19 protein-coding genes are annotated in these 18271 nt (G+C 58.6%); 15 read left to right on the top strand and 4 right to left on the bottom strand.

What is annotated here, in order from left to right:
* Positions 1–134 precede the first annotated feature (134 nt).
* The 9 genes from trpS (at position 135) to JUE30_RS05465 (ending at position 7814) form a co-directional block, all read left to right on the top strand.
* A complete protein-coding gene (trpS, locus tag JUE30_RS05425; protein WP_203623965.1) occupies positions 135–1151 on the top strand; it encodes a tryptophan--tRNA ligase in 1017 nt (338 codons plus the stop codon).
* 97 nt (positions 1152–1248) lie between these two features.
* The gene (locus JUE30_RS05430) at positions 1249–1836 is read left to right on the top strand and encodes a LemA family protein (protein WP_125755975.1); all 588 of its coding nucleotides are present in this window, start codon (positions 1249–1251) and stop codon (positions 1834–1836) included.
* A 10-nt stretch (positions 1837–1846) separates the two neighbouring features.
* The gene (locus JUE30_RS05435) at positions 1847–2716 is read left to right on the top strand and encodes a YgcG family protein (protein WP_203623966.1); all 870 of its coding nucleotides are present in this window, start codon (positions 1847–1849) and stop codon (positions 2714–2716) included.
* 157 nt (positions 2717–2873) lie between these two features.
* Positions 2874–4268, top strand: coding sequence for an MATE family efflux transporter (locus JUE30_RS05440; protein ID WP_203623967.1), 1395 nt, complete (start codon positions 2874–2876; stop codon positions 4266–4268).
* Positions 4240–4860, top strand: coding sequence for a signal peptidase I (gene lepB / locus JUE30_RS05445; protein ID WP_203623968.1), 621 nt, complete (start codon positions 4240–4242; stop codon positions 4858–4860). The genes JUE30_RS05440 and lepB overlap by 29 nt, the downstream gene beginning before the upstream one ends.
* Positions 4861–4870: 10 nt before the next feature.
* A complete protein-coding gene (locus tag JUE30_RS05450; protein ID WP_239061364.1) occupies positions 4871–5686 on the top strand; it encodes an alpha/beta hydrolase in 816 nt (271 codons plus the stop codon).
* 154 nt (positions 5687–5840) lie between these two features.
* Entirely contained in the window at positions 5841–6125 is a 285-nt protein-coding gene (locus tag JUE30_RS05455) for an autorepressor SdpR family transcription factor (RefSeq protein WP_203623969.1), read from the top strand.
* Positions 6112–6771 (top strand): DUF1648 domain-containing protein, encoded by a 660-nt coding sequence (locus JUE30_RS05460; RefSeq protein WP_203623970.1) that lies wholly within the window; start codon positions 6112–6114, stop codon positions 6769–6771. The genes JUE30_RS05455 and JUE30_RS05460 overlap by 14 nt, the downstream gene beginning before the upstream one ends.
* Before the next feature lie 56 nt (positions 6772–6827).
* Positions 6828–7814, top strand: coding sequence for a GDSL-type esterase/lipase family protein (locus tag JUE30_RS05465; protein ID WP_203623971.1), 987 nt, complete (start codon positions 6828–6830; stop codon positions 7812–7814).
* Between the two features lie 74 nt (positions 7815–7888).
* Here the strand turns inward: JUE30_RS05465 and JUE30_RS05470 are convergent, their stop codons facing one another.
* A complete protein-coding gene (locus JUE30_RS05470) occupies positions 7889–8806 on the bottom strand; it encodes an aldo/keto reductase family oxidoreductase (protein WP_203623972.1) in 918 nt (305 codons plus the stop codon).
* A gap of 165 nt (positions 8807–8971) precedes the next feature.
* Here JUE30_RS05470 and JUE30_RS05475 point away from each other — a divergent pair, with 165 nt between their 5' ends.
* From JUE30_RS05475 to JUE30_RS05490, 4 genes are all read left to right on the top strand, one after another.
* Entirely contained in the window at positions 8972–10501 is a 1530-nt protein-coding gene (locus tag JUE30_RS05475) for an exopolyphosphatase (RefSeq protein ID WP_203623973.1), read from the top strand.
* A complete protein-coding gene (locus JUE30_RS05480; protein WP_203623974.1) occupies positions 10498–12687 on the top strand; it encodes an RNA degradosome polyphosphate kinase in 2190 nt (729 codons plus the stop codon). Before JUE30_RS05475 ends, JUE30_RS05480 begins: the two co-directional genes overlap by 4 nt.
* Positions 12684–13622 (top strand): Ppx/GppA family phosphatase, encoded by a 939-nt coding sequence (locus tag JUE30_RS05485; RefSeq protein WP_203623975.1) that lies wholly within the window; start codon positions 12684–12686, stop codon positions 13620–13622. The genes JUE30_RS05480 and JUE30_RS05485 overlap by 4 nt, the downstream gene beginning before the upstream one ends.
* 109 nt (positions 13623–13731) lie before the next feature.
* On the top strand, positions 13732–14715 hold the full coding sequence (locus tag JUE30_RS05490) for a DUF1002 domain-containing protein (protein WP_203623976.1): 984 nt from the start codon (positions 13732–13734) through the stop codon (positions 14713–14715).
* Between the two features lie 57 nt (positions 14716–14772).
* Here JUE30_RS05490 and JUE30_RS05495 read toward each other — a convergent pair whose 3' ends face one another.
* The 3 genes from JUE30_RS05495 to JUE30_RS05505 form a co-directional block, all read right to left on the bottom strand.
* Entirely contained in the window at positions 14773–15276 is a 504-nt protein-coding gene (locus JUE30_RS05495; RefSeq protein ID WP_203623977.1) for an NUDIX domain-containing protein, read from the bottom strand.
* An 87-nt stretch (positions 15277–15363) separates the two neighbouring features.
* A complete protein-coding gene (locus JUE30_RS05500; protein ID WP_203623978.1) occupies positions 15364–15903 on the bottom strand; it encodes a dihydrofolate reductase family protein in 540 nt (179 codons plus the stop codon).
* 72 nt (positions 15904–15975) lie between these two features.
* Positions 15976–16485 (bottom strand): YbhB/YbcL family Raf kinase inhibitor-like protein, encoded by a 510-nt coding sequence (locus JUE30_RS05505; RefSeq protein WP_203623979.1) that lies wholly within the window; start codon positions 16483–16485, stop codon positions 15976–15978.
* 62 nt (positions 16486–16547) lie between these two features.
* Here JUE30_RS05505 and JUE30_RS05510 point away from each other — a divergent pair, with 62 nt between their 5' ends.
* Both JUE30_RS05510 and JUE30_RS05515 read left to right on the top strand, forming a co-directional pair.
* Positions 16548–17324 (top strand): PHP domain-containing protein, encoded by a 777-nt coding sequence (locus JUE30_RS05510; RefSeq protein ID WP_203623980.1) that lies wholly within the window; start codon positions 16548–16550, stop codon positions 17322–17324.
* A gap of 12 nt (positions 17325–17336) precedes the next feature.
* Entirely contained in the window at positions 17337–18269 is a 933-nt protein-coding gene (locus JUE30_RS05515) for a hypothetical protein (protein WP_203623981.1), read from the top strand.
* Positions 18270–18271: the final 2 nt, after the last annotated feature.

Genomic DNA, 18271 nt, shown 5'->3' on the forward strand with positions numbered 1-18271 from the left:
AGGTGGTACCGCGCAAAGCCGTCCTATGTAAAGCATGGGGCGGTTTTTTGTTGTAAGGTGCGCCAGCCCGGAGCCCGATTAAAGTCCAAGCCCCTTCCTCAAACATCTCAACAATCAATTAGGAGGATCATTTCATGTCCAAAAAAGTCATTTTAACCGGCGATCGTCCAACCGGCCGCTTGCATATCGGCCACTACATCGGCTCTTTGAAGAACCGCGTGGAGCTGCAAAACTCTGGCGATTACGATACCTTCATCATGATTGCCGACACGCAGGCGCTGACTGACAACGCGCGCGACCCGGAGAAGATCCGGCACTCGCTAATGGAGGTTGCGCTGGATTACCTGGCCGTCGGCATCGATCCGGCCAAGTCGACCATTTTGATTCAAAGCGGGGTCCCGGCGTTGACTGAGCTGACGATGTACTACCTGGATCTGGTCACCGTGTCTCGCTTGGACCGCAACCCCACAGTGAAGACCGAGATCAAGCAGAAGGAATTCGGCGCGTCCGTGCCCGCCGGCTTCTTCATCTACCCGGTCAGCCAGGCTGCCGACATTACGGCGTTCAAGGCCGACACGGTCCCAGTGGGCGACGATCAGGAACCGATGCTGGAACAGGCCCGCGAAATTGTCCGCACGTTCAACCGGACGTACAACAAGGACGTGCTGGTCGAACCGGAAGGGTACTTCCCGGCCAAGGGACTTGGCCGCCTGCCAGGGATTGACGGCAACGCTAAAATGAGCAAGTCCCTAAACAACGGGATTTACCTTGCCGACGATGCCGACACCGTGCAAAAGAAAATCATGTCCATGTACACCGACCCCGACCACATTCACGTGGAGGACCCGGGCAAGGTCGAAGGCAACGTGGTGTTTACCTACCTGGACATTTTTGATCCGGATAAAAAGCAGGTCGCGGCGCTCAAGGACCAGTACCAGCGCGGCGGTTTGGGTGACGTCAAGCTCAAGCGCTACCTCAACGAGGTCATGGAGCAGATCCTGACCCCGATCCGCACCCGCCGTGCGCAGTACGCCGAGGACATGGGTCAGGTCCAGCAGATGCTCATCGACGGGACCAAGCACGCCAACGAGGTCGCAAACCAGACACTCGACGAGGTGCGCGACGCCATCGGCTTTAATTACTTCAAATAAATTGTCTCATTCTTAGGGCTGATGCTGCCTAGTCGAAACATGTTAAACTAGGCGTATCAACCCGTTTTTTTATTTTAGTGAAACGAAGGAGAACGTTATGCAAAAAAAGAAGCTCAGTCCGCTGGCTATCACGTGGATCGTGATCGCGGCGGTCGCAGTCATCGTTGGCATATACAGCATCAGCACCTATAACTCGCTGCAAAAGCAGAACCAGGAAGTCGAGGCGCAGTGGAGCCAGGTCGAAAACGTTATGCAGCGCCGCGCCGACTTAGTGCCGAACCTGGTCAGCTCCGTTCAGGGCTCGATGAAGCACGAGGATAAAATCTTCGGCACCATCGCCAAAGCCCGTGAGAATTATAACAAGGCGAACACGACCACGGCCAAGGCCAAAGCTGATGACCAGCTGAACAGTAGTGTCGGCACCTTGGTTTCCGTCATCCAGGAACAGTACCCGACGCTGGCGTCCAACCAGAACGTGCAAACCTTGATGACGCAGCTGGAAGGCTCCGAAAATCGCATCTCCGTTGAGCGCAAGCGGTACATCGAGGACGTGCGCGACTACAACCAAAGCGTCGTCACCTTCCCGAAGAACCTGTTTGCCTCGATGATGGGGCTCGGCCAGAAGCCGACCTTTAAGGCCAACCCGGGGGCCGACGAAGTGCCGAAGGTCAACCTCGGCGATTAGGAGGCCGCACATGAAAAAACGCTGGCTTAGCGTTTTATTCCTGCTGCCGCTGGCGTTCCTTTTTCTGCATGCCACCCCAGTTGAGGCGGTCAGCTACCCGGCAAAGCCCACTGGCGATTCTTATTACGCCGATGAGCTGAATTTGCTCGAGCCGCAGACGCAAACGCTGATTAATGACAAGAACCGCTCGTGGGAGCAGACTAAGCAGAAGCCCGCCGTCGCCGTGGCGGTGATCAAATCCTCCGGCGGCGAGGACCTCGGCGACTACGCCCCAGACCTGTTCAGCAAGTGGGGTGTGGGCCAGAAAAACAGCGACAACGGGGTTCTGCTCGTGTACGCCGATAATCACGGCGCCCAGAACCTGTTCATCGAAGTCGGCTACGGTCTGGAAGGGGATCTGCCCGATGCAATGGCCGGCCGTATCCTGCAGGACAACAAGACACTGATCAAATCCAAAAACGATGCCGAGGTCAATAAGGGCCTGCGCAACGTTTTCAACGCGGTCGCGACCGTCATCGACAAAAAGTACAAGTTCAAAACCGATGACAACACGGTGTCCGACAGCCAAATGGCGCAGTACCAAGAGCGCCAACGCAGTGACGAAAACGGCGGTGGCGGCATCCTGGCCACGCTGATCACGCTGTTTATTGTGGTGGCCATCATTGCGCTGTTTTTCAGCGGCGGCAACAATCACCGCGGCGGTCGGGGCGGTGGCACTGGCTTCTGGCTCTGGTGGCTGCTTGGTGACCTGCTGTCCAGCTCTAACCGCAACGACCGGTGGGGCGGCGGCAGTGGATTCGGCGGCGGAGGCGGCTTTGGTGGCGGCTCCGGCGGTGGGTTCGGCGGTGGCTCCTCCGGGGGTGGCGGCGCCGGTATTTAACGCAAAAGTTCGGATTCGGCAGGCTGCGGTCTGCCGAATTTTTTTGTTTTAATCTGCTATATGACGGAATTATATCAACTCGTTTTTACGGGCGCCGCTTCAGGCCAATTGTGATACAGTGATTCAAGGCATTTGGTTTGAGTGGAGGAGGAAATACATGCACACGCTGACAAAGGGCAATCCCATCAAGCTCATCTTCTTTTTTACGATCCCGCTGTTGATTGGGAATATTTTTCAGCAACTGTATAGTTTCATGGATGCACTGATCGTCGGGCGGACCATTGGCAAGGACGCGCTGGCGGCGGTTGGGGCGACTGGGTCGGTTAACTTTCTGATCATCGGGTTTGCGCAGGGCCTGACCGCCGGGCTTTCCGTGCTGACGGCGCAGGCGTACGGCGCGCGCGACGAACGCGGCGTGCGGCGCAGTTTTGGGGTGTCGATTTGGATCTGTGTGGCCCTGTCGGTAGTGCTCACCGCGGCGGCGGCCGTGATGACGCGGCCGATTCTGGTGTTGATGCAGACGCCACCGGAGATTTTGGAAAACTCCGTGGCCTTTCTGCGGGTCATCTTCTACGGGATCGCGGCGTCGATGGCCTTCAACCTGCTGAGCAACATGATGCGGGCGCTGGGCGACTCCCGCACGCCGCTGATTTTTCTCATCATCGCAACCGTCATCAACATCATCCTTGAGTTCACCTTTATTCTCGGGTTCCACTGGGGCGTGCCAGGGGCAGCCTGGGCCACAGTGACTGCGCAGGCGATTTCTGCGGTACTGTGCTGGATTTACATTAAACTGCGGGTCCCACTGCTCAACATTCACAGAAGCGACCTGAAGTTTGACTGGCCTGAGATCAAGCACCACATGGTCGTGGGGATGCCGATGGGCTTTTCCATGTCGATCATCGCCATTGGATCGATTATTTTGCAGGTCATGCTCAACACGCTGGGCACCGATGCGGTCGCGGCGTACACGGCGGCCGGCCGTATCGATCAAATCGCCACACTGCCGGCGTCGTCCTTTGGGGTGACGATGGCCACCTATGCGGCGCAGAACCTCGGGGCTCGCGAGTACGGGCGCATTCGGCGCGGGGTGCACCAGACCTTGCTGCTGAACGTCGGCATTTCGGCGGTGCTGGGGGCTTTGATCATCGTCTTCTCCAAACCCCTGGTCAACCTGTTTCTGGGGCCGAATCAGCCGGCGGTCACGGCGCTGGCGCAGACTTACTTCCACTATAACGCCAGCATGTACTGGCTGCTGGCGATCCTGTTTACGATGCGCAACCTGCTGCAGGGCCTGGGACACACGCTGGTGCCGACCGTTGCTGGACTGTTTGAGCTGATGATGCGCGCGTTTGCCGGCATCGTGCTGGTCGCGCACCTCGGCTTTACCGGTGCGTCAATGGCCAACCCGCTGGCCTGGGTCGGCTCCGTGTTCGTTTTGGTCAACATGTACGTTCGGACGATGCGGCGGATCCGGCAGAAGGAGGACGCCCAAGTGCAAGCTCAGCAAAGGAGCCTGGACGATGCCAACAAAGCAGAGCAAATCAATTGATCCGACTTTAAAAGGACTCCTCAAGTGGGGCCTGATCATCATCGGCATCGGGGCCGCCATGTTCCTGATCCAGCTGGTGTTGGGGCTGTTTTTTGCCAATGCTGGGGTGACCGGCGAGTCCATGGCGCCGCACCTGAATCCGGGCGACCGGCTGGTGGTGCGCCGGCATGCCAAGATTCACCGCTTCGACGTGATCACGTTTGACAGTCCCGAAGAACCCGGCCGCGCCTACATCAAGCGGGTGATTGGGCTGCCGGGCGACACCGTGGCCGTGCGCCGCGATGTGCTGTACATCAACGGCAAACGGGTAAAGGAGCCGTTCATCACGCCTGCGTTCAAACGCAAGGTCATGGCCTTTGAGGCCAAGCAAAATGGTGAGACCGGGAACAGTCCTGCCTTTACCCCGAACTTTTCACTGGCTTCGCTCAAGGCGACGCGGACCCGCACGGTGCCGGAGGATGCCTATTTCGTGCTGGGGGACAACCGGCCGGTGTCGTATGACAGTCGTAAATTCGGGTTTGTGAAGCGGTCGAAAGTGTTCGGCGTCGTCAAGTGGCGCTACTGGCCGTTAAACGCGGTGGAAAAATTCTAAGGAGGCTTGCATGATGCAAGTGATTCGTGAAACACTGACCACGCCGTTGTCCAAGGACGCCTATTTTGACGCGTACCTGATGGATCAGTACGAGGATTTGGAACCTGATCGCGTGCGACCCGCCGCTGTAATTGCCCCGGGCGGCGGCTACGCGTTTGTTTCACCGCGCGAAGGCGAACCCGTCGCCATGGCGCTGCTGGCCAAGGGCTGCCAGGCGTTCGTGCTGCATTACAGCGTTGGGCCTGAGCACCGGTTTCCGACAGCGCTTTTGGAGCTTGCCGAGGCGGTGCGGACGATTCGCCAGCACGCGGCCGAGTGGCATGTGAACCCTGAGGCCATCATCGGGGTCGGTTTTTCTGCCGGTGGCCATCTGGTCGCAAGTTTAGGCACGCTGATTGCGCAAACGGTGCTCGCCGACTACCAGGATGATGAGATCCGGTTAAACGGGATGATGCTCGGCTATCCGGTGATCACCAGCGGTGAATTTAAGGAGCCCGGCTCGTTTGACCAGCTGATTGGGCCTGACGCTTCGCCGGCGCTGCGGTTGCAAGTGTCTCTGGAGCGGCAGGTCAGCGCACAGACGCCGCCGACTTTTCTGTGGACAACCATGACCGACGAAACCGTGCCGGTCGAAAACAGCATCCGCTTCGCCGAGGCGCTCCACGAGCACGACGTGGCCTGCGAGCTGCACATTTTTCCGACCGGCCGCCACGGCCTGAGCCTGGCCACGCGCGAAACCTGGAGCCAGCGGCACGACTACGGCAAAGAACCGGTGGTGGCCCAGTGGCTGCCGCTGTTTGCCACCTGGCTGCAACAGTTCATGTAATCGCCCTGACGTTTTCCGCGGACTCACCAAATTTCGGGTGAGCCTTTTTTTGCTGGCTAATTCGAAAATAATCTAAATAGTTGTTGACGGCACACCGCCAAGGTCTTACTATCTACTTAGATAATTATCAAAATAGAAAAACGGAGGCAGGACCATGGCAATGAGTGACACTCTGAAGGCCATTTCCGATCCGGTGCGGCGCAAGATCTTGAACCTGCTGAAGGACGAGTCGAAACCGGCCGGTGAAATCGCGGCCCAGTTCGACCTGACACCGGCGACGGTGTCGTACCACTTGAAGCTGCTCAAGCAGGCGAATTTGATCACCGAGCGGCGCGAGAAGAATTTTATCTACTACGACCTAAACGCCAGCGTGTTCGAGGAAGTACTCAGCTGGATTTACAGTTTGGGAATTGGAGGCGAGTCTGATGACAAAAAATAAATGGGTCCTGATGGCGATCACCAGCGCTGTCATCTTAGCCACGATGCTGTACGGCGCAAGTCAATACAGTGCGCTGCCGGCGACGTTGGTGACGCACTGGGGCGTCGACAATCAGCCAAACGGGTGGATGCCCAAAGCGCTGGTCGTGTACGGCTTGCCGCTGCTGATGCTGGCCGCCCACTGGTTGGCCGTTGGCACCACGTACTGGGCCAGCAGCCGTGGCAAAAGTGCGCCGCGGTTTGAACGCATCACTGTGTGGATCATTCCAGTGGTGACGGTGGTCATCTACGTGGCAACGATTCGTTACGCCCTAGGCCAGGCGGTCAACATTCGGCTGTGGGCGATTGCCGTGGTCGGCGCCATCTTCATTGTGATGGGCAACTACCTGCCGACCGTGCCGGTAAGCACGGCGCACCAAGGCTGGGTCGGGGTCGGTTATCACGTGCCGTGGCAGGTGAAAAACCCCGCCGGTGCGCTGAAGGCCATGCGCGTGTTGGGCTATGTGATGGTGGCCGGCGGCGTCTTGATGCTGGTCAGCCTGTTCTTCCCACCGGTGGTCTCCGTGGTTGCGTTGGTGCTGCTGATTGCCGCCATGATCGTGGTAATGCCGCTGAGCTACCGGTGGACGACGCGCACTGATAAGTAACGCTTGCCGAATGCTGACTACAACCGGGCTTGATTTGATAGGGAGAAGCTTTAGAAGTGGAAAAATCAGGAATTTTGTTTCATAACGTTGAACGGATCCGCGAGACCTCGGCCGGGCCGCTGCTAGACCGGGTGCCTGAAACGGTGTTTGGGCAGCTGGACGAACCGGCCACGCACACCTCGTCTGACGCCAGTGGAGTGGAGCTGCGGTTTGTGATGAAGGCGTCGACCGTCACGCTCAAGCTGGCGGTGGAAAAAGCCGCCGAGGCGCAGGTGGCCTATATTCGCTACGGCACGTTTCCAGGGACCTGGGCGGCCTCGTCGCGCATCTTGACCCCGCAGAAGACGACTATCACGATCCCGCGGCCGGAAAACCTCGCACGGTTGCAGGCACTGGCCACGCAGCAGCACTTGGCTTTTGATCCGGCGGTGGTGCGGGTTTGCCTGCCTTATTGCCGCAACTACTTTTACGGCGTCAGTGGGGACGTCGCGGTGCCAGCACCGATGCAATTGCCGCAGCGGACATACCTGGCCTACGGGTCTTCGATTACGCATGGGTCACTGGCCCTGAATCCGTTCGCGACGTATCCGCAGTTAGTCGCCGACCGGTTCAAGGCTGATCTGCTCAACTTCGGGTTTCCGGGGTCCGCGTGGTTGGAGCCTGCCGTAGCCGATTACCTGGTCGGCCGTGATGACTGGCAGTTCGCCTCACTTGAAATGGGCATCAACGTGCTTGGCGCCTTTTCGCCTGATGCCTTTCGGACCCGGGTACGACGCTTTATCGCCCCATTTGCGGCCGATCCGCGCCCGGTGGTGGCCACGGACATGGTCGTGACCGACTATCCGGAGGACCCAGCCAAAGTGGCCGCCTTCCGCCGCATTGTGCGCGAGGAAACCGTCGACAAGCTCCCGTACATCAGCGGTCTCGATCTGCTGGCCGACATGACCGCCTTAAGTTCAGACCTGCTGCATCCGACTGCTCAGGGGATGGCGCAAATTGCTGCGCACCTGGGTGATTTTCTTGCCAGCCAGGGTGTGGCCTGACAATCTGTCCACTAAAAAAACGTGGCCACTTCAACATTGAAGAGACCACGTTTTTATGCCTAATTATGGATGCATTAAGGCAAGTCGTTGCCTGCCGCAAAGTAGATGTCATACCACTCCTGGCGCGTCAGTGTGATGTCGCCGGCTTCGGCGATGTTGGCAATGCGCTTGGCGTTGGTGGTGCCGGCAATGACCTGAGTGCCTGGCACCCGGATCAGCCAGGCCGCCGCAATCGCACTGGAATTCGTGTGGTACTTATCAGCCAACTCCTGGAGTTTGGCGTTAAGCTTCGGGAACTTCGGGTTGTCAATGAAGACGCCCTCGAAGAAGCCGTACTGGAACGGGCTCCACGCCTGGATGGTCATGTCGTGCAGCTGCGAGTACTCAAGAATCGACCCATCGTGGTCAACGGAGCGGTCGTCGGTCATGTTGACATGAATACCGTTATCGATCATGCCAGTGTGGGTGACGGCAAACTGCAACTGGTTGGCGACCAGCGGCTGCTTGACCGCCTTTTTCAGCAGTTCGATCTGCATCGGGTTGCAGTTGGACACGCCGAAGTGGCGCACTTTGCCGGCGGCTTGCAGCGCGTCAAAGGCGGCCGCGACTTCTTCCGGTTCCATCAATGCGTCTGGCCGGTGCAGCAGCAGGACGTCCAGGTAGTCGAGGCCGAGGCGCTTCAGCGAGCCGTCAACGGCTTCGGTGATGTGCTGCTTGGAAAAGTCGTAGCGCTTGCCGGGCACGATGCCGACCTTGCTTTGGACGATGACGTCATCCCGGGAGAAGCTGGCGTTTTTCAGCGCCTGGCCAAACAGGGTCTCAGCCTTGCCGCCGTCGTAAATGTCGGCGTTGTCGAAAAAATTCACGCCGGCGTCATGGGCGCTTTCCAGCAGATTCGTGGCTTCTTCCACGTCCAGCTTAGTGATGCGCATGACGCCCAGGGCAACTGCGGAAACGGACACGCCGACGCCGCCAAGATTCAAATGTTTCATTGAAAAAATCCCTCCTTCAGTGGGTCTCAGCCGCAAGCGGCCGAACCAATGCTTCTTCACATTAGCACACCCGCACGGCTTTTGAAAGCTGTTACATGCGGGTCCGCCCCATTCGCAGAACGCGGTGAAAATGCTATGATTGAAACCAGAAAGAGGGGGAGTCACATGGCAGTTTCTGAACGCGGCTTTGTCGTGATCGGCGCACAGTTTGTCTTTTTCAGTATTACGGATCTGCGCACGCTCAAGGAAGTCGAGCGCGGTTCTTACCCGGTCGCCACAGGCGAGGACATTTACGCCACCCACGAGATCGAGCCGGAAACTGTCGATCAGCTGGTGGTGGCGCTTCAGACCATCGATCGGCTGATGAAGGACTACGGCGTCCGCGACGTGCAAGTCGTCGGCAGCCACAGCTTCTTCGAGGCGGAAAACGCCCAGTTCATTCGTGATCAGCTGCAAAGCCGCACCGGCTTGGTGGTGTCGACACTGACACTGTCGGAAGAGTCGTTCTACCGGACGCAGGCGGTGCTGGGCAAGTTTCCGAATTTCAACCAGGTCACCAAAGACGGCACGGTGCTGATCGATATTTCCAGCGGCTCGGCCGAGCTGACCGCCTTTGCCGACGGGGACTTCGGGTTTTCGCGCAACCTGTCGCTCGGACCGCTCCGTGTGTTCGAGGTGATGGCCGATTTGCAGCGGACGGTGCCCAATCCGGTCGAGGTCATGCGCGACTTCATCGATTCGCGGCTGGCGGATTTTATGCGCCTGCTGCCCAAGAATCAGCATTATCCGCATGTTATCTTGATGGGTTCGGCCCTGTCGGTGTTCAGCGCCTTGATCCCCACCGGCGCCGACACTGTGGAAATCGACCGCGACGGCTTCAAGCTGCTGTATCAGGAAATCACTCATGCGTCGGACCAGTATCTTAGCGAACAGTACGACCTGACGCCGACGGAAATCGCGCAGGTGCTGCCGACGGTGCTGCTGGTCTACCGCCTGATCAAGTCGCTGAACTCGGATGAGATCTGGATCTCGGACCTCAAGCTGCTGGACGGCCTGGAGGTCAACGCGGCGTCTGAGGCGGGCTCCAAGGCCGTCAACATCGATTCGGACCACGAGATTCTGATCTCCGCGCGCAACCTGGCGGAGCGGTACATGGTCGATCCCAAGCACCGCGACTTCACCGTGAAGTACGCGCTGCAGCTGTTCGACCGGCTGAAAAAACTGCATGGGCTGGGCAAGCGTGAGCGCCTGCTGCTGGAGATTGCGGCCACGGTGACCGACGTTGGCGCGTACGTGGACACCCACAAGCACTACGAGCACTCGGACTACATTATTCAGGCCTCGGAGCTGATCGGGCTGACTGCGGCCGAGCAGCGGATGGTGGCGACCATCGCGCGCTACCACTCCAGTGACACGCCTCAGACAGATTTGTCTGATTTAACCGAGCTGAATGCGAACCGCCGGCTGGTGATCGCCAAGCTGACCGCACTGCTGCGGGTGGCCGACGCCCTGGACGCCTCGCGCCAGCAGAAGATTGAAAAGCTGCGCGTCTCTCTGCAAAAAGACCGCGTGCTGCTAACGGTCACCGCGAGTGATGACGTCGAACTGGAGCGCTGGTCGCTGCGGACCAAAGGGGCGTTTTTCGCCGCTGTGTACGGGCTGCCGATTGAATTGAAAGGAAAGACTCGGCTATGAGCAAAAAAGGTGTCGATTTCGCAGATCCCAAGCATTTTACCAACCGCGAGCTAAGCTGGCTGGCATTTAACGACCGCGTGCTGGAAGAGGCGCGCGACAAAACCAATCCGCTGCTGGAACGCGTGCGCTTCTTGGCGATCACGCAAAGCAACCTGGACGAATTTTTCAACGTGCGCGTGGCCAGTTTGCGCAAAATGGTCGCCGTTAATTACGGCGAGCCGGACGCGGCAGGGCTGACGCCATCGCAGCAACTGGCGGGCATCGCCAAGGACGCGCACGCGATGGTGGAGAAGCAGTACTCGACCTGGACGCGCTCGCTTTCCCCACGGCTGGATGAGCTGAACATTCGGCTGCTGACACCAGACCAGCTCTCACCGCGCCAGGTGGAATTTTGCCGCGACTACTTCGAGCAGGAGCTGTACCCGGTCCTGACCCCGATGGGCGTTGACCCGACGCGGCCGTTCCCGTTTTTGGCCAATAATTCACTCAACCTGGCGATCAGACTGCAGCGGCCAGAAGACGAAGGCAAGGACGATAAGGACGAGAAGAACCGCAGTTTTGCCATGGTTCAAGTGCCGGATGTCTTTCCGCGCGTCCTGCGGCTGCCAGACGGCGACAACGACTTCATTTTGCTGGAAAATGTCATCAGCAAGCACCTGGGCGCTCTGTTTGTCGGCGCGAAGATCCGCGAAACCGCGCTGTTTCGGGTGACGCGCGACATGGACCTCGATGTGGCCGAAGAGGACGCGTCCGACCTCATGAAGGAGATCCAGTCCCAGCTGAAAAAGCGTCAGCGCGGCAAAGTGATGCGCCTGGAAATCGACGCGGACATGAGTAAGTACTTGAAAAAGCGCCTGATCAAAGGCCTGGGCGTGGAAAAGGAAAACGACATCTACGCCATCAAGGGCCCCATCGATTTGAACGTGCTGTCCAAGCTGGTCAAGCAGGTCCGCGGCCATGACGAGCTGCTTTACCCGCCATTTACGCCATACCTGGACCAGCATCTGGTCTCTGGCAATTTGTTCGATCAGATTCGCGACCACGACATTTTCATGCAGCACCCGTACGACTCGTTCACGCCAGTGGTGGAATTCATTCACCAGGCCGCCCAGGACCCGCAGGTGCTCGCGGTGAAAATGACCCTGTACCGTGTGTCGTCCAAGTCGCCAATCATTTCTTACCTGAAGCTGGCCGCGCAAAATGGCAAGCAGGTGACCGTGCTGGTCGAACTCAAGGCGCGCTTTGACGAGGAAAACAACGTGCACTGGGCGCAGGAACTCGAGCGGGCCGGCTGCCATGTCATCTACGGTCTGGTCGGGCTCAAGACGCACAGCAAGCTCGCTTTAGTCGTACGCCGCGACGAGGACGGCATCCGCCGCTACATGCACATGGCGACCGGGAACTACAACGATGTCACTGCGCGCGTCTACACAGACATGGGGCTGTTCACCGCCGACACCGAAATGGGCACCGACGCCTCGAACATTTTCAACATGCTGTCTGGTTTCTCGGAGCCGGCGTACTTCAACAAGCTGGTGATCGCGCCGCTGGGCATTCGCGACTTTCTGAAGGAGCGCATCGCCGAGGAGATCAGCGAGGCCAAGGCGGGCCGGCCAGCCGAGATCCGCATGAAAATGAATTCGCTGTCCGACACTGAGATGATCTTGGCGCTGTACCAGGCGTCTGCGGCCGGGGTGAAGATTCACCTGCTGGTGCGCGGTATCTGCAATCTCAAAGTCGGCATTCCGGGCGTTTCGGACAACATCACAGTGCACTCGATCGTCGGCCGGTTCTTGGAGCATAGCCGCATTTACTACTTTTACGCCGGCGGGGCCGAGCACCTGTACTTGTCGTCAGCCGATCTGATGAAGCGCAACTTATCACGGCGGGTGGAGCTGCTGTTCCCGATTCTGCAGGACGACATCCACGCCCGCATCTTGCAGATTTATCAAACCCTGTGGGACGACAACGTGAAAACGCGGGTGCTCCAGCCCGACAACAGCTGGGCTCGCGTCGACCGTCGCGGCGTCAACCCGCAAAACGCCCAGGCGACCTTCCTGGCAGAGGCTGCGGCTAAAACTGTGGCACAGGCTGCCAGCAAGCAGGAACAAGCCCCGGCGGATCCGACCAGCGCGCGGCACTTCACGCCGCTGACGGCCCCGCTGGATGAGGAGGAGACTAAATGACCTATTACGGCGTGATCGACCTGGGCTCCAATTCGGCGCGGCTTTCGATTTGGCAAATCGATGCCAACAACAATCCCAAGGAAGTCGTCAAGCTCAAGGACATGGTGCGCCTGTCTGAGGGGATGGGGCCGGTGCGCACGCTGAAGGAGCCGGCAATCGCGCGCACCATTGCGGCCCTCAAGCGCTTTGGCGAGGCCATCAAACCCTTTGCGCCGCTGACGCTGGAGGTGCTCGCCACGGCGGCCACGCGCAATGCCGTCAATCAAAAGGCCTTTGTGGCGCGCGTCCAGGCTGAAACCGGGCTGGCGGTCACGGTGATCACCGGCGAACGGGAGGCCGAGCTGGACTACCTGGGCGTGGTCAACACGCTGCCGATTCAAAACGCGCTGATTATGGACACCGGCGGCGGGTCGACCGAGCTGGCCTTGGTGCAAAACCGCAAGCTGATCCACCGGGTCTCGCTGCCAGTCGGCGCGGTCAATCTGTCCGAGCAGTACATCCAAGCAGACCGGGTGACGCCGGCAGAGCTGTTCAACCTGACCACCTCGTTTACGACAATGCTTAACGGCATCTGGTGGCTGCGCAAGGCGCTCAACTTGCCGATCGTGGCTTTGGGCGGCTCCAACCGCACGTTGGCCAAGATTCAGCGGCGACGTGAGGGGCTCGGCAGCTACGAGGACATTCACGGCTACCGCATGTCGACCGTCGCGGCCAACGCGATTTACGCCGACATTCTGGGCAAGGACCTTGCCGAGCGCAAGGAGGTGCCAGGGCTTTCCCGTGAGCGGGCCGATATCATCATCGGCGGGTTGACACCGGTGATCACCATGCTGCGCTACATCGACTGCGATCGCCTGCTGTTTTCCCAAAACGGGCTGCGCGAAGGGGCGCTGTACACGTACCTGAACCAGGCCGAGGCGGCCATCGCCGACTAACAGAACTGTCACGGATTGCCAAAGCTTTACTTAAAAGCCGACCAAATGCGCGTGCATCGGGTCGGCTTTTGGTATAAATAGGGTATCAATCACGAATGGAGCAATTATCATGAAAAAATGGTTACTTGCACTTGCTGCTGCTGCCGCGCTTGCGGTGGGCGTCAGCGTCAGCCAAAGCACGTCGGTGCACGCCGATGAAACCTGGACGCCGGTGGCGACGCTGGGGGTCTCCCTGACGCCAGATCAAAAGTCCGGCACGCTGAGTACTTTGGAAAACGCCGCGAACGTGTCGAATGTTTCCCAGCTGACGGTGAACGGCAGCACGCTGGTCAAGTACCTCAACCCGGCCGGCTCGTCGTTTACGGCGAGCTCCGGGGTCTGGTCCAGCGCGCTGGTGCAAAAAACCAGCAGCGGCGGGATCAACGTCCAAATCGTCAATTACAATGGCGTCAACAATATCACGACCATTACGGCTGACCAGTACCGCAACGCGGCGTTGACCGCTGGTGTCACCAACGCCAACATTTTCATCACCAGTGCGGTGCGGATCGACGGGTCTGGCGCCTTGGCCGGGGTCTACGCGGCCTTTGCCCAAAACGGCGAGACGCTGAATTCGGCGCAAATCGCCGCGGCTCAGGATGAGGTCAACACGCTGTCCGGCATCACGCAGGCCAACAAGGACCAAAGCGGGTACTCCGACAAGCAGCTGAACAATGCCGTCGCGGGGATGAAGTCCCAAATGGCCAGCCAGAGTAACAACGGCAGTCAGACGCTGTCGCAAAACCAAATCGGCAATATCGTCGACAGTCAGCTGAAGCAGAACAACCTGACCCAGATCATCAACAACAACCAGCGGACGCAAATCATCAATTTGCTGGTGAAGATTCAAGATTCTGGGGCGTTGAAAGGCAACGATTTTAAGACCCAAGCCAATCAGCTGGCGTCCAGCATCCAAAACAGCGCCAAGGGCCTGTTCAGCAAGCTGAAGAGCTTGGACACCCCGGAAAATCGCAACTTTCTGCAGCAAATTTGGGACAGCATCGTCAACTTCTTCCAGACCCTGGGCGACTGGATTCAAAGCCTGTTTAGCTAGCCAAATCAAAATCGCCTCACGGCCTTGCACGAAACTGTGCGACCGTGAGGCGATTTTTTAGTGTTGCCTGGCCTGTTGGACCACTGCGGCCCAGTCGGTACTGCTGCCGCTTAACCGAGCAGTGGCCTCAGGAATTGGGAGCAGCGCCACTGCCGCGACTTCGGTTGACTGAAGAATGAGCTGCGCCACGGTCAGCCCGGGAACAGTGACCTGGTACACGACCTCGACCCAAGAAGCGTGCCACAGGGTCGCGACTGGCGACTGGTGGGTAAAGTCGGCGGTAATACCGAGTTCTTCTTGCAGTTCGCGCGCCGCCGCCTGGGCACTTGATTCACCGCGCAGCGCAGACCCGCCGGCGGCCAGGTCCCAGCAGCCTGGCCGGTGCAGCTTGTGCGAACTGCGCCGCTGGATTAACAGCTGACCGGTATCATCGAATACCAGAATCGCGACGGTCAGGTGAAAAAGACCTTGCGGGACGGCGTCTTTGCGCAGCTGGGCGCCAACAATGTGAAAATGCCGGTCATAAAGATCCCAGGGTTCGTTTAACTTATCGGTGACCATTTGCCGCCTCCTCTCATGGAACACCGAGTTTACACTCTGGTGGCTGCGGACGCAAAAAGCCCCTGCGCGGGCAGGGGCTAGTCGTGCTTATTCTTCAGACTTTTTGCAGACCTGATAGGTGAGTGTCACGACCTGGTCGTGTTGAATGGTCGTCTCCAGCTTCAGTGGCACGTCGTGGAGATTGGTCGACACGAGGCTGATGCCATCGCCCAGCAGCACTGGTGCAATGGTGATGGTCAGTTTATCAATCAAGTCGGCTTTTAGCAGGTCGGTGAAAATATCCGCGCCACCGACCAGCCAAATGTCACCGCCTTTTTTCGCCTTGAGCTGACGGACAAATTCAGGAATGTTGCCGGCCACCACCGTGGTAGGGTCGTCCGTGTCGTGCAGCGTGGTCGAAAAGACGTAGGACTCCTTATCCTGGTAAGGATAAGTGCCAGCCAGCTTCAGTGCACGCTGATAGGTTTTACGCCCCATGAGCACCGTGTCCACATTTTGGTAGAAGCCTTGGTAGGCATCGTCGCCCGCGTTAGAGTTCAGCTTGCGGAGCCATTCGGTGCTGCCGTTTGGTTCGGCGATGAAGCCGTCCAAACTTTCGGTCAGGTACAAGATCACATTGCGAGACATCCAACCACCCTCTTCTGTTTGATTACGTTAATTGTATCACAAAAGAAAGCGGTTTCTCACTGTTTCCAGAACTTACTGGCGGGACCACAGATCTTGGCTGACTTGTGCCAGAATGTGCCCCTGCATCGCGTGCCGCAAGTCAGACAGCCAGTAGCCGTTTTGCAGCGCGAGGGTCGTGTCAAGCGCGAAAACCGTCAGGGTGTACGCGTGATCGGCATTCGGCGGCTGCGGGCCGACATAGCCGGTGGCGGTGACGGGATCGGTGCTGCCGACCAGGTGACCAGACGTGGAGTTGTGGCCCTGAACCATTTTCAGTGTGCCTTGGTGGCTGGCGTCATCGGGGATGAGCGTGGTGCCTGCGGGGATGTTGGCCGCGGTCCAGTGGATCCACGGAAAGCCGGAAACGGGCACGGCATCGTAATCGATCAGCCATAGGGCAAACGACTGTGTGCCTGCTGGCGCCTCGCTGATTGTGATGGGGAAGCTGCGCGTTGGCGTGCCCTGGTGCTTATCGCTTTCGACTGCATACTTGCCGTAGCGATCGGCGAGGTAACCATTAATCGTGGGAACTGTTACTTTCATTGTTTATTGCCTCCTGTTTGCGTTAACTTAAGAGTAACACGAACCGGGAGGGCAGGCTTACAATGGAATATGACCAGCACGTGCACACCTATTTTTCGTTCGATTCTCAGGCCCAATTTGAGGATTACCTGAACCAAACCGAGCGGCCGTTCATCACGACGGAACACCTGGAGCTGAGCAATCCCGAAGACCGCGCCAGCGATGACGAACCAGACCAAGCCGCCTACACGGCCAAGCTGCAGGCATTAAAGCGGCGTTATCCCAACCGGTTCTTGCGCGGGATCGAGTGCGGGTACTTTGCACCGCGCCAGGCGGACCTGCAACGCTATTTGCAGGCGCAGGACTTTGACCTGGTGCTGCTGAGCTTTCACCATGATGGGCGGTACGACTACCAGGATCCACACTTTAAAACAGTCGACCGGAAACGGCATGTGCAGACCTACTACGACCGCATGCTGGCCGGACTGCAGAGTGCACCGTTTGGGGATGTGCTGGCGCATTTTGACTACGCCCTGCGCGTGCTAGACGTGACACCGGCGCAGCTGGAAGCCTGGGTCAAGCCCCAGCTACACGCCATTTTGGCGCTGGCCGTGAAGCGCGGCATGGCGTTTGAGGTCAACACCAAATCCATGTATCAGTGGGGCAATGCCGCCTTGTACGAGCTGGTGCTGCCTTGGTACCGGCAGGCGGGCGGCGAACTGGTCACCTTGGGCTCTGACGCTCACACCGCCGATAAATTTCAAACTGGGTTTGCGGAAGCGAAGACGCTGCTGCGCCGAAGCGGGTTTTCGCAGGTGGCCTTATATCAGCACCACCGCCCGCACCTGACCGCATTTTAGGAGGGAAAACACATGAATGAACAAGTCAAATTACTGCTGGATGACGTGAAGCAGCATTATACCATGCCGGTGGACGTGGTGATCGACGGCCCGGCGTCTGGCGTCTTGACCCACACGCAGTCGGCGCAAAAGCTGCTCGCCAATGGCCATTTGGAGCTGAAGGTAGCGGACACCACCAATGTCGATTACACGCTCAGCCACGAGCTGCTGCACATGAAGCTGGTCACCGCCGGCTTTTCACCGCTGCAGTACCGGCTGGCCACCGGCGATCCAGACGTCGACCAGCAGTTCTTTGCCGTTGGCACTTCGCTTTACGACTCGGTGATGCACGTGCAAATTCGCGCCGAGCAGGCCAAAATGGGGCTGTTGACCGGGGAGACCATGAAGCAGCTGGGGGCCGGGGTCACGGCGTCGCTGCCCGATGACCCGCGGCCGGACCAGCTGGTGTACTGCATCATGACGCTGCTGGACGCCTTGGTCATGTTTGAGGGCGGCAGCAAGCCCCAGCTCAAGTACTGGCAGGCCAATTTCCCAGATGCCTTGCCGCTGGCCCAGGAGCTGTACGCGACCATCACGTCGAAGAGCACGGCGACCCCGTTTGATTTTCGCCGCATGGTGGTGCGAATCTGGCGGCAGTTCGACCAGATCCTGCAAAAGCATGGCTTCCAGGAAACGGCCAACGCGGAGTTTGCGACGCTGCCGCCGATCCTGTCCGAGCGGCAGCTGCGGCTGAACTTGAATCAGACCTACGAGATCTTGCACAGCGAAATGACGGATCGCGCGACCAAAAAACGCGCCTATGTGGCCATGGGCAAGGGCGACCAGCAAAATGCCTTTGTCCTGCCGCTGGCCGACCTGTCTTCGGAAGGGTTCCAGCAGCTGTATCAGACCCCGCTGAAAACGGTACTGCTTCAGTATCAGGTGGATTACGCGATCCGCGATTAAAG

This window comes from Lacticaseibacillus sp. 866-1 (assembly GCF_016861825.1).
Classification (GTDB): Bacteria; Bacillota; Bacilli; order Lactobacillales; family Lactobacillaceae; genus Lacticaseibacillus.

Bases quoted from the DNA above. Each gene is read 5' to 3' on its own strand.
- trpS (WP_203623965.1), top strand. From the start codon at position 135: ATGTCCAAAAAAGTCATTTTAACCGGCGATCGTCCAACCGGCCGCTTG.
- JUE30_RS05430 (WP_125755975.1), top strand. From the start codon at position 1,249: ATGCAAAAAAAGAAGCTCAGTCCGCTGGCTATCACGTGGATCGTGATC.
- JUE30_RS05435 (WP_203623966.1), top strand. From the start codon at position 1,847: ATGAAAAAACGCTGGCTTAGCGTTTTATTCCTGCTGCCGCTGGCGTTC.
- JUE30_RS05440 (WP_203623967.1), top strand. From the start codon at position 2,874: ATGCACACGCTGACAAAGGGCAATCCCATCAAGCTCATCTTCTTTTTT.
- lepB (WP_203623968.1), top strand. From the start codon at position 4,240: ATGCCAACAAAGCAGAGCAAATCAATTGATCCGACTTTAAAAGGACTC.
- JUE30_RS05450 (WP_239061364.1), top strand. From the start codon at position 4,871: ATGATGCAAGTGATTCGTGAAACACTGACCACGCCGTTGTCCAAGGAC.
- JUE30_RS05455 (WP_203623969.1), top strand. From the start codon at position 5,841: ATGGCAATGAGTGACACTCTGAAGGCCATTTCCGATCCGGTGCGGCGC.
- JUE30_RS05460 (WP_203623970.1), top strand. From the start codon at position 6,112: ATGACAAAAAATAAATGGGTCCTGATGGCGATCACCAGCGCTGTCATC.
- JUE30_RS05470 (WP_203623972.1), bottom strand. From the start codon at position 8,806: ATGAAACATTTGAATCTTGGCGGCGTCGGCGTGTCCGTTTCCGCAGTT.
- JUE30_RS05475 (WP_203623973.1), top strand. From the start codon at position 8,972: ATGGCAGTTTCTGAACGCGGCTTTGTCGTGATCGGCGCACAGTTTGTC.
- JUE30_RS05480 (WP_203623974.1), top strand. From the start codon at position 10,498: ATGAGCAAAAAAGGTGTCGATTTCGCAGATCCCAAGCATTTTACCAAC.
- JUE30_RS05485 (WP_203623975.1), top strand. From the start codon at position 12,684: ATGACCTATTACGGCGTGATCGACCTGGGCTCCAATTCGGCGCGGCTT.
- JUE30_RS05490 (WP_203623976.1), top strand. From the start codon at position 13,732: ATGAAAAAATGGTTACTTGCACTTGCTGCTGCTGCCGCGCTTGCGGTG.
- JUE30_RS05495 (WP_203623977.1), bottom strand. From the start codon at position 15,276: ATGGTCACCGATAAGTTAAACGAACCCTGGGATCTTTATGACCGGCAT.
- JUE30_RS05500 (WP_203623978.1), bottom strand. From the start codon at position 15,903: ATGTCTCGCAATGTGATCTTGTACCTGACCGAAAGTTTGGACGGCTTC.
- JUE30_RS05505 (WP_203623979.1), bottom strand. From the start codon at position 16,485: ATGAAAGTAACAGTTCCCACGATTAATGGTTACCTCGCCGATCGCTAC.
- JUE30_RS05510 (WP_203623980.1), top strand. From the start codon at position 16,548: ATGGAATATGACCAGCACGTGCACACCTATTTTTCGTTCGATTCTCAG.
- JUE30_RS05515 (WP_203623981.1), top strand. From the start codon at position 17,337: ATGAATGAACAAGTCAAATTACTGCTGGATGACGTGAAGCAGCATTAT.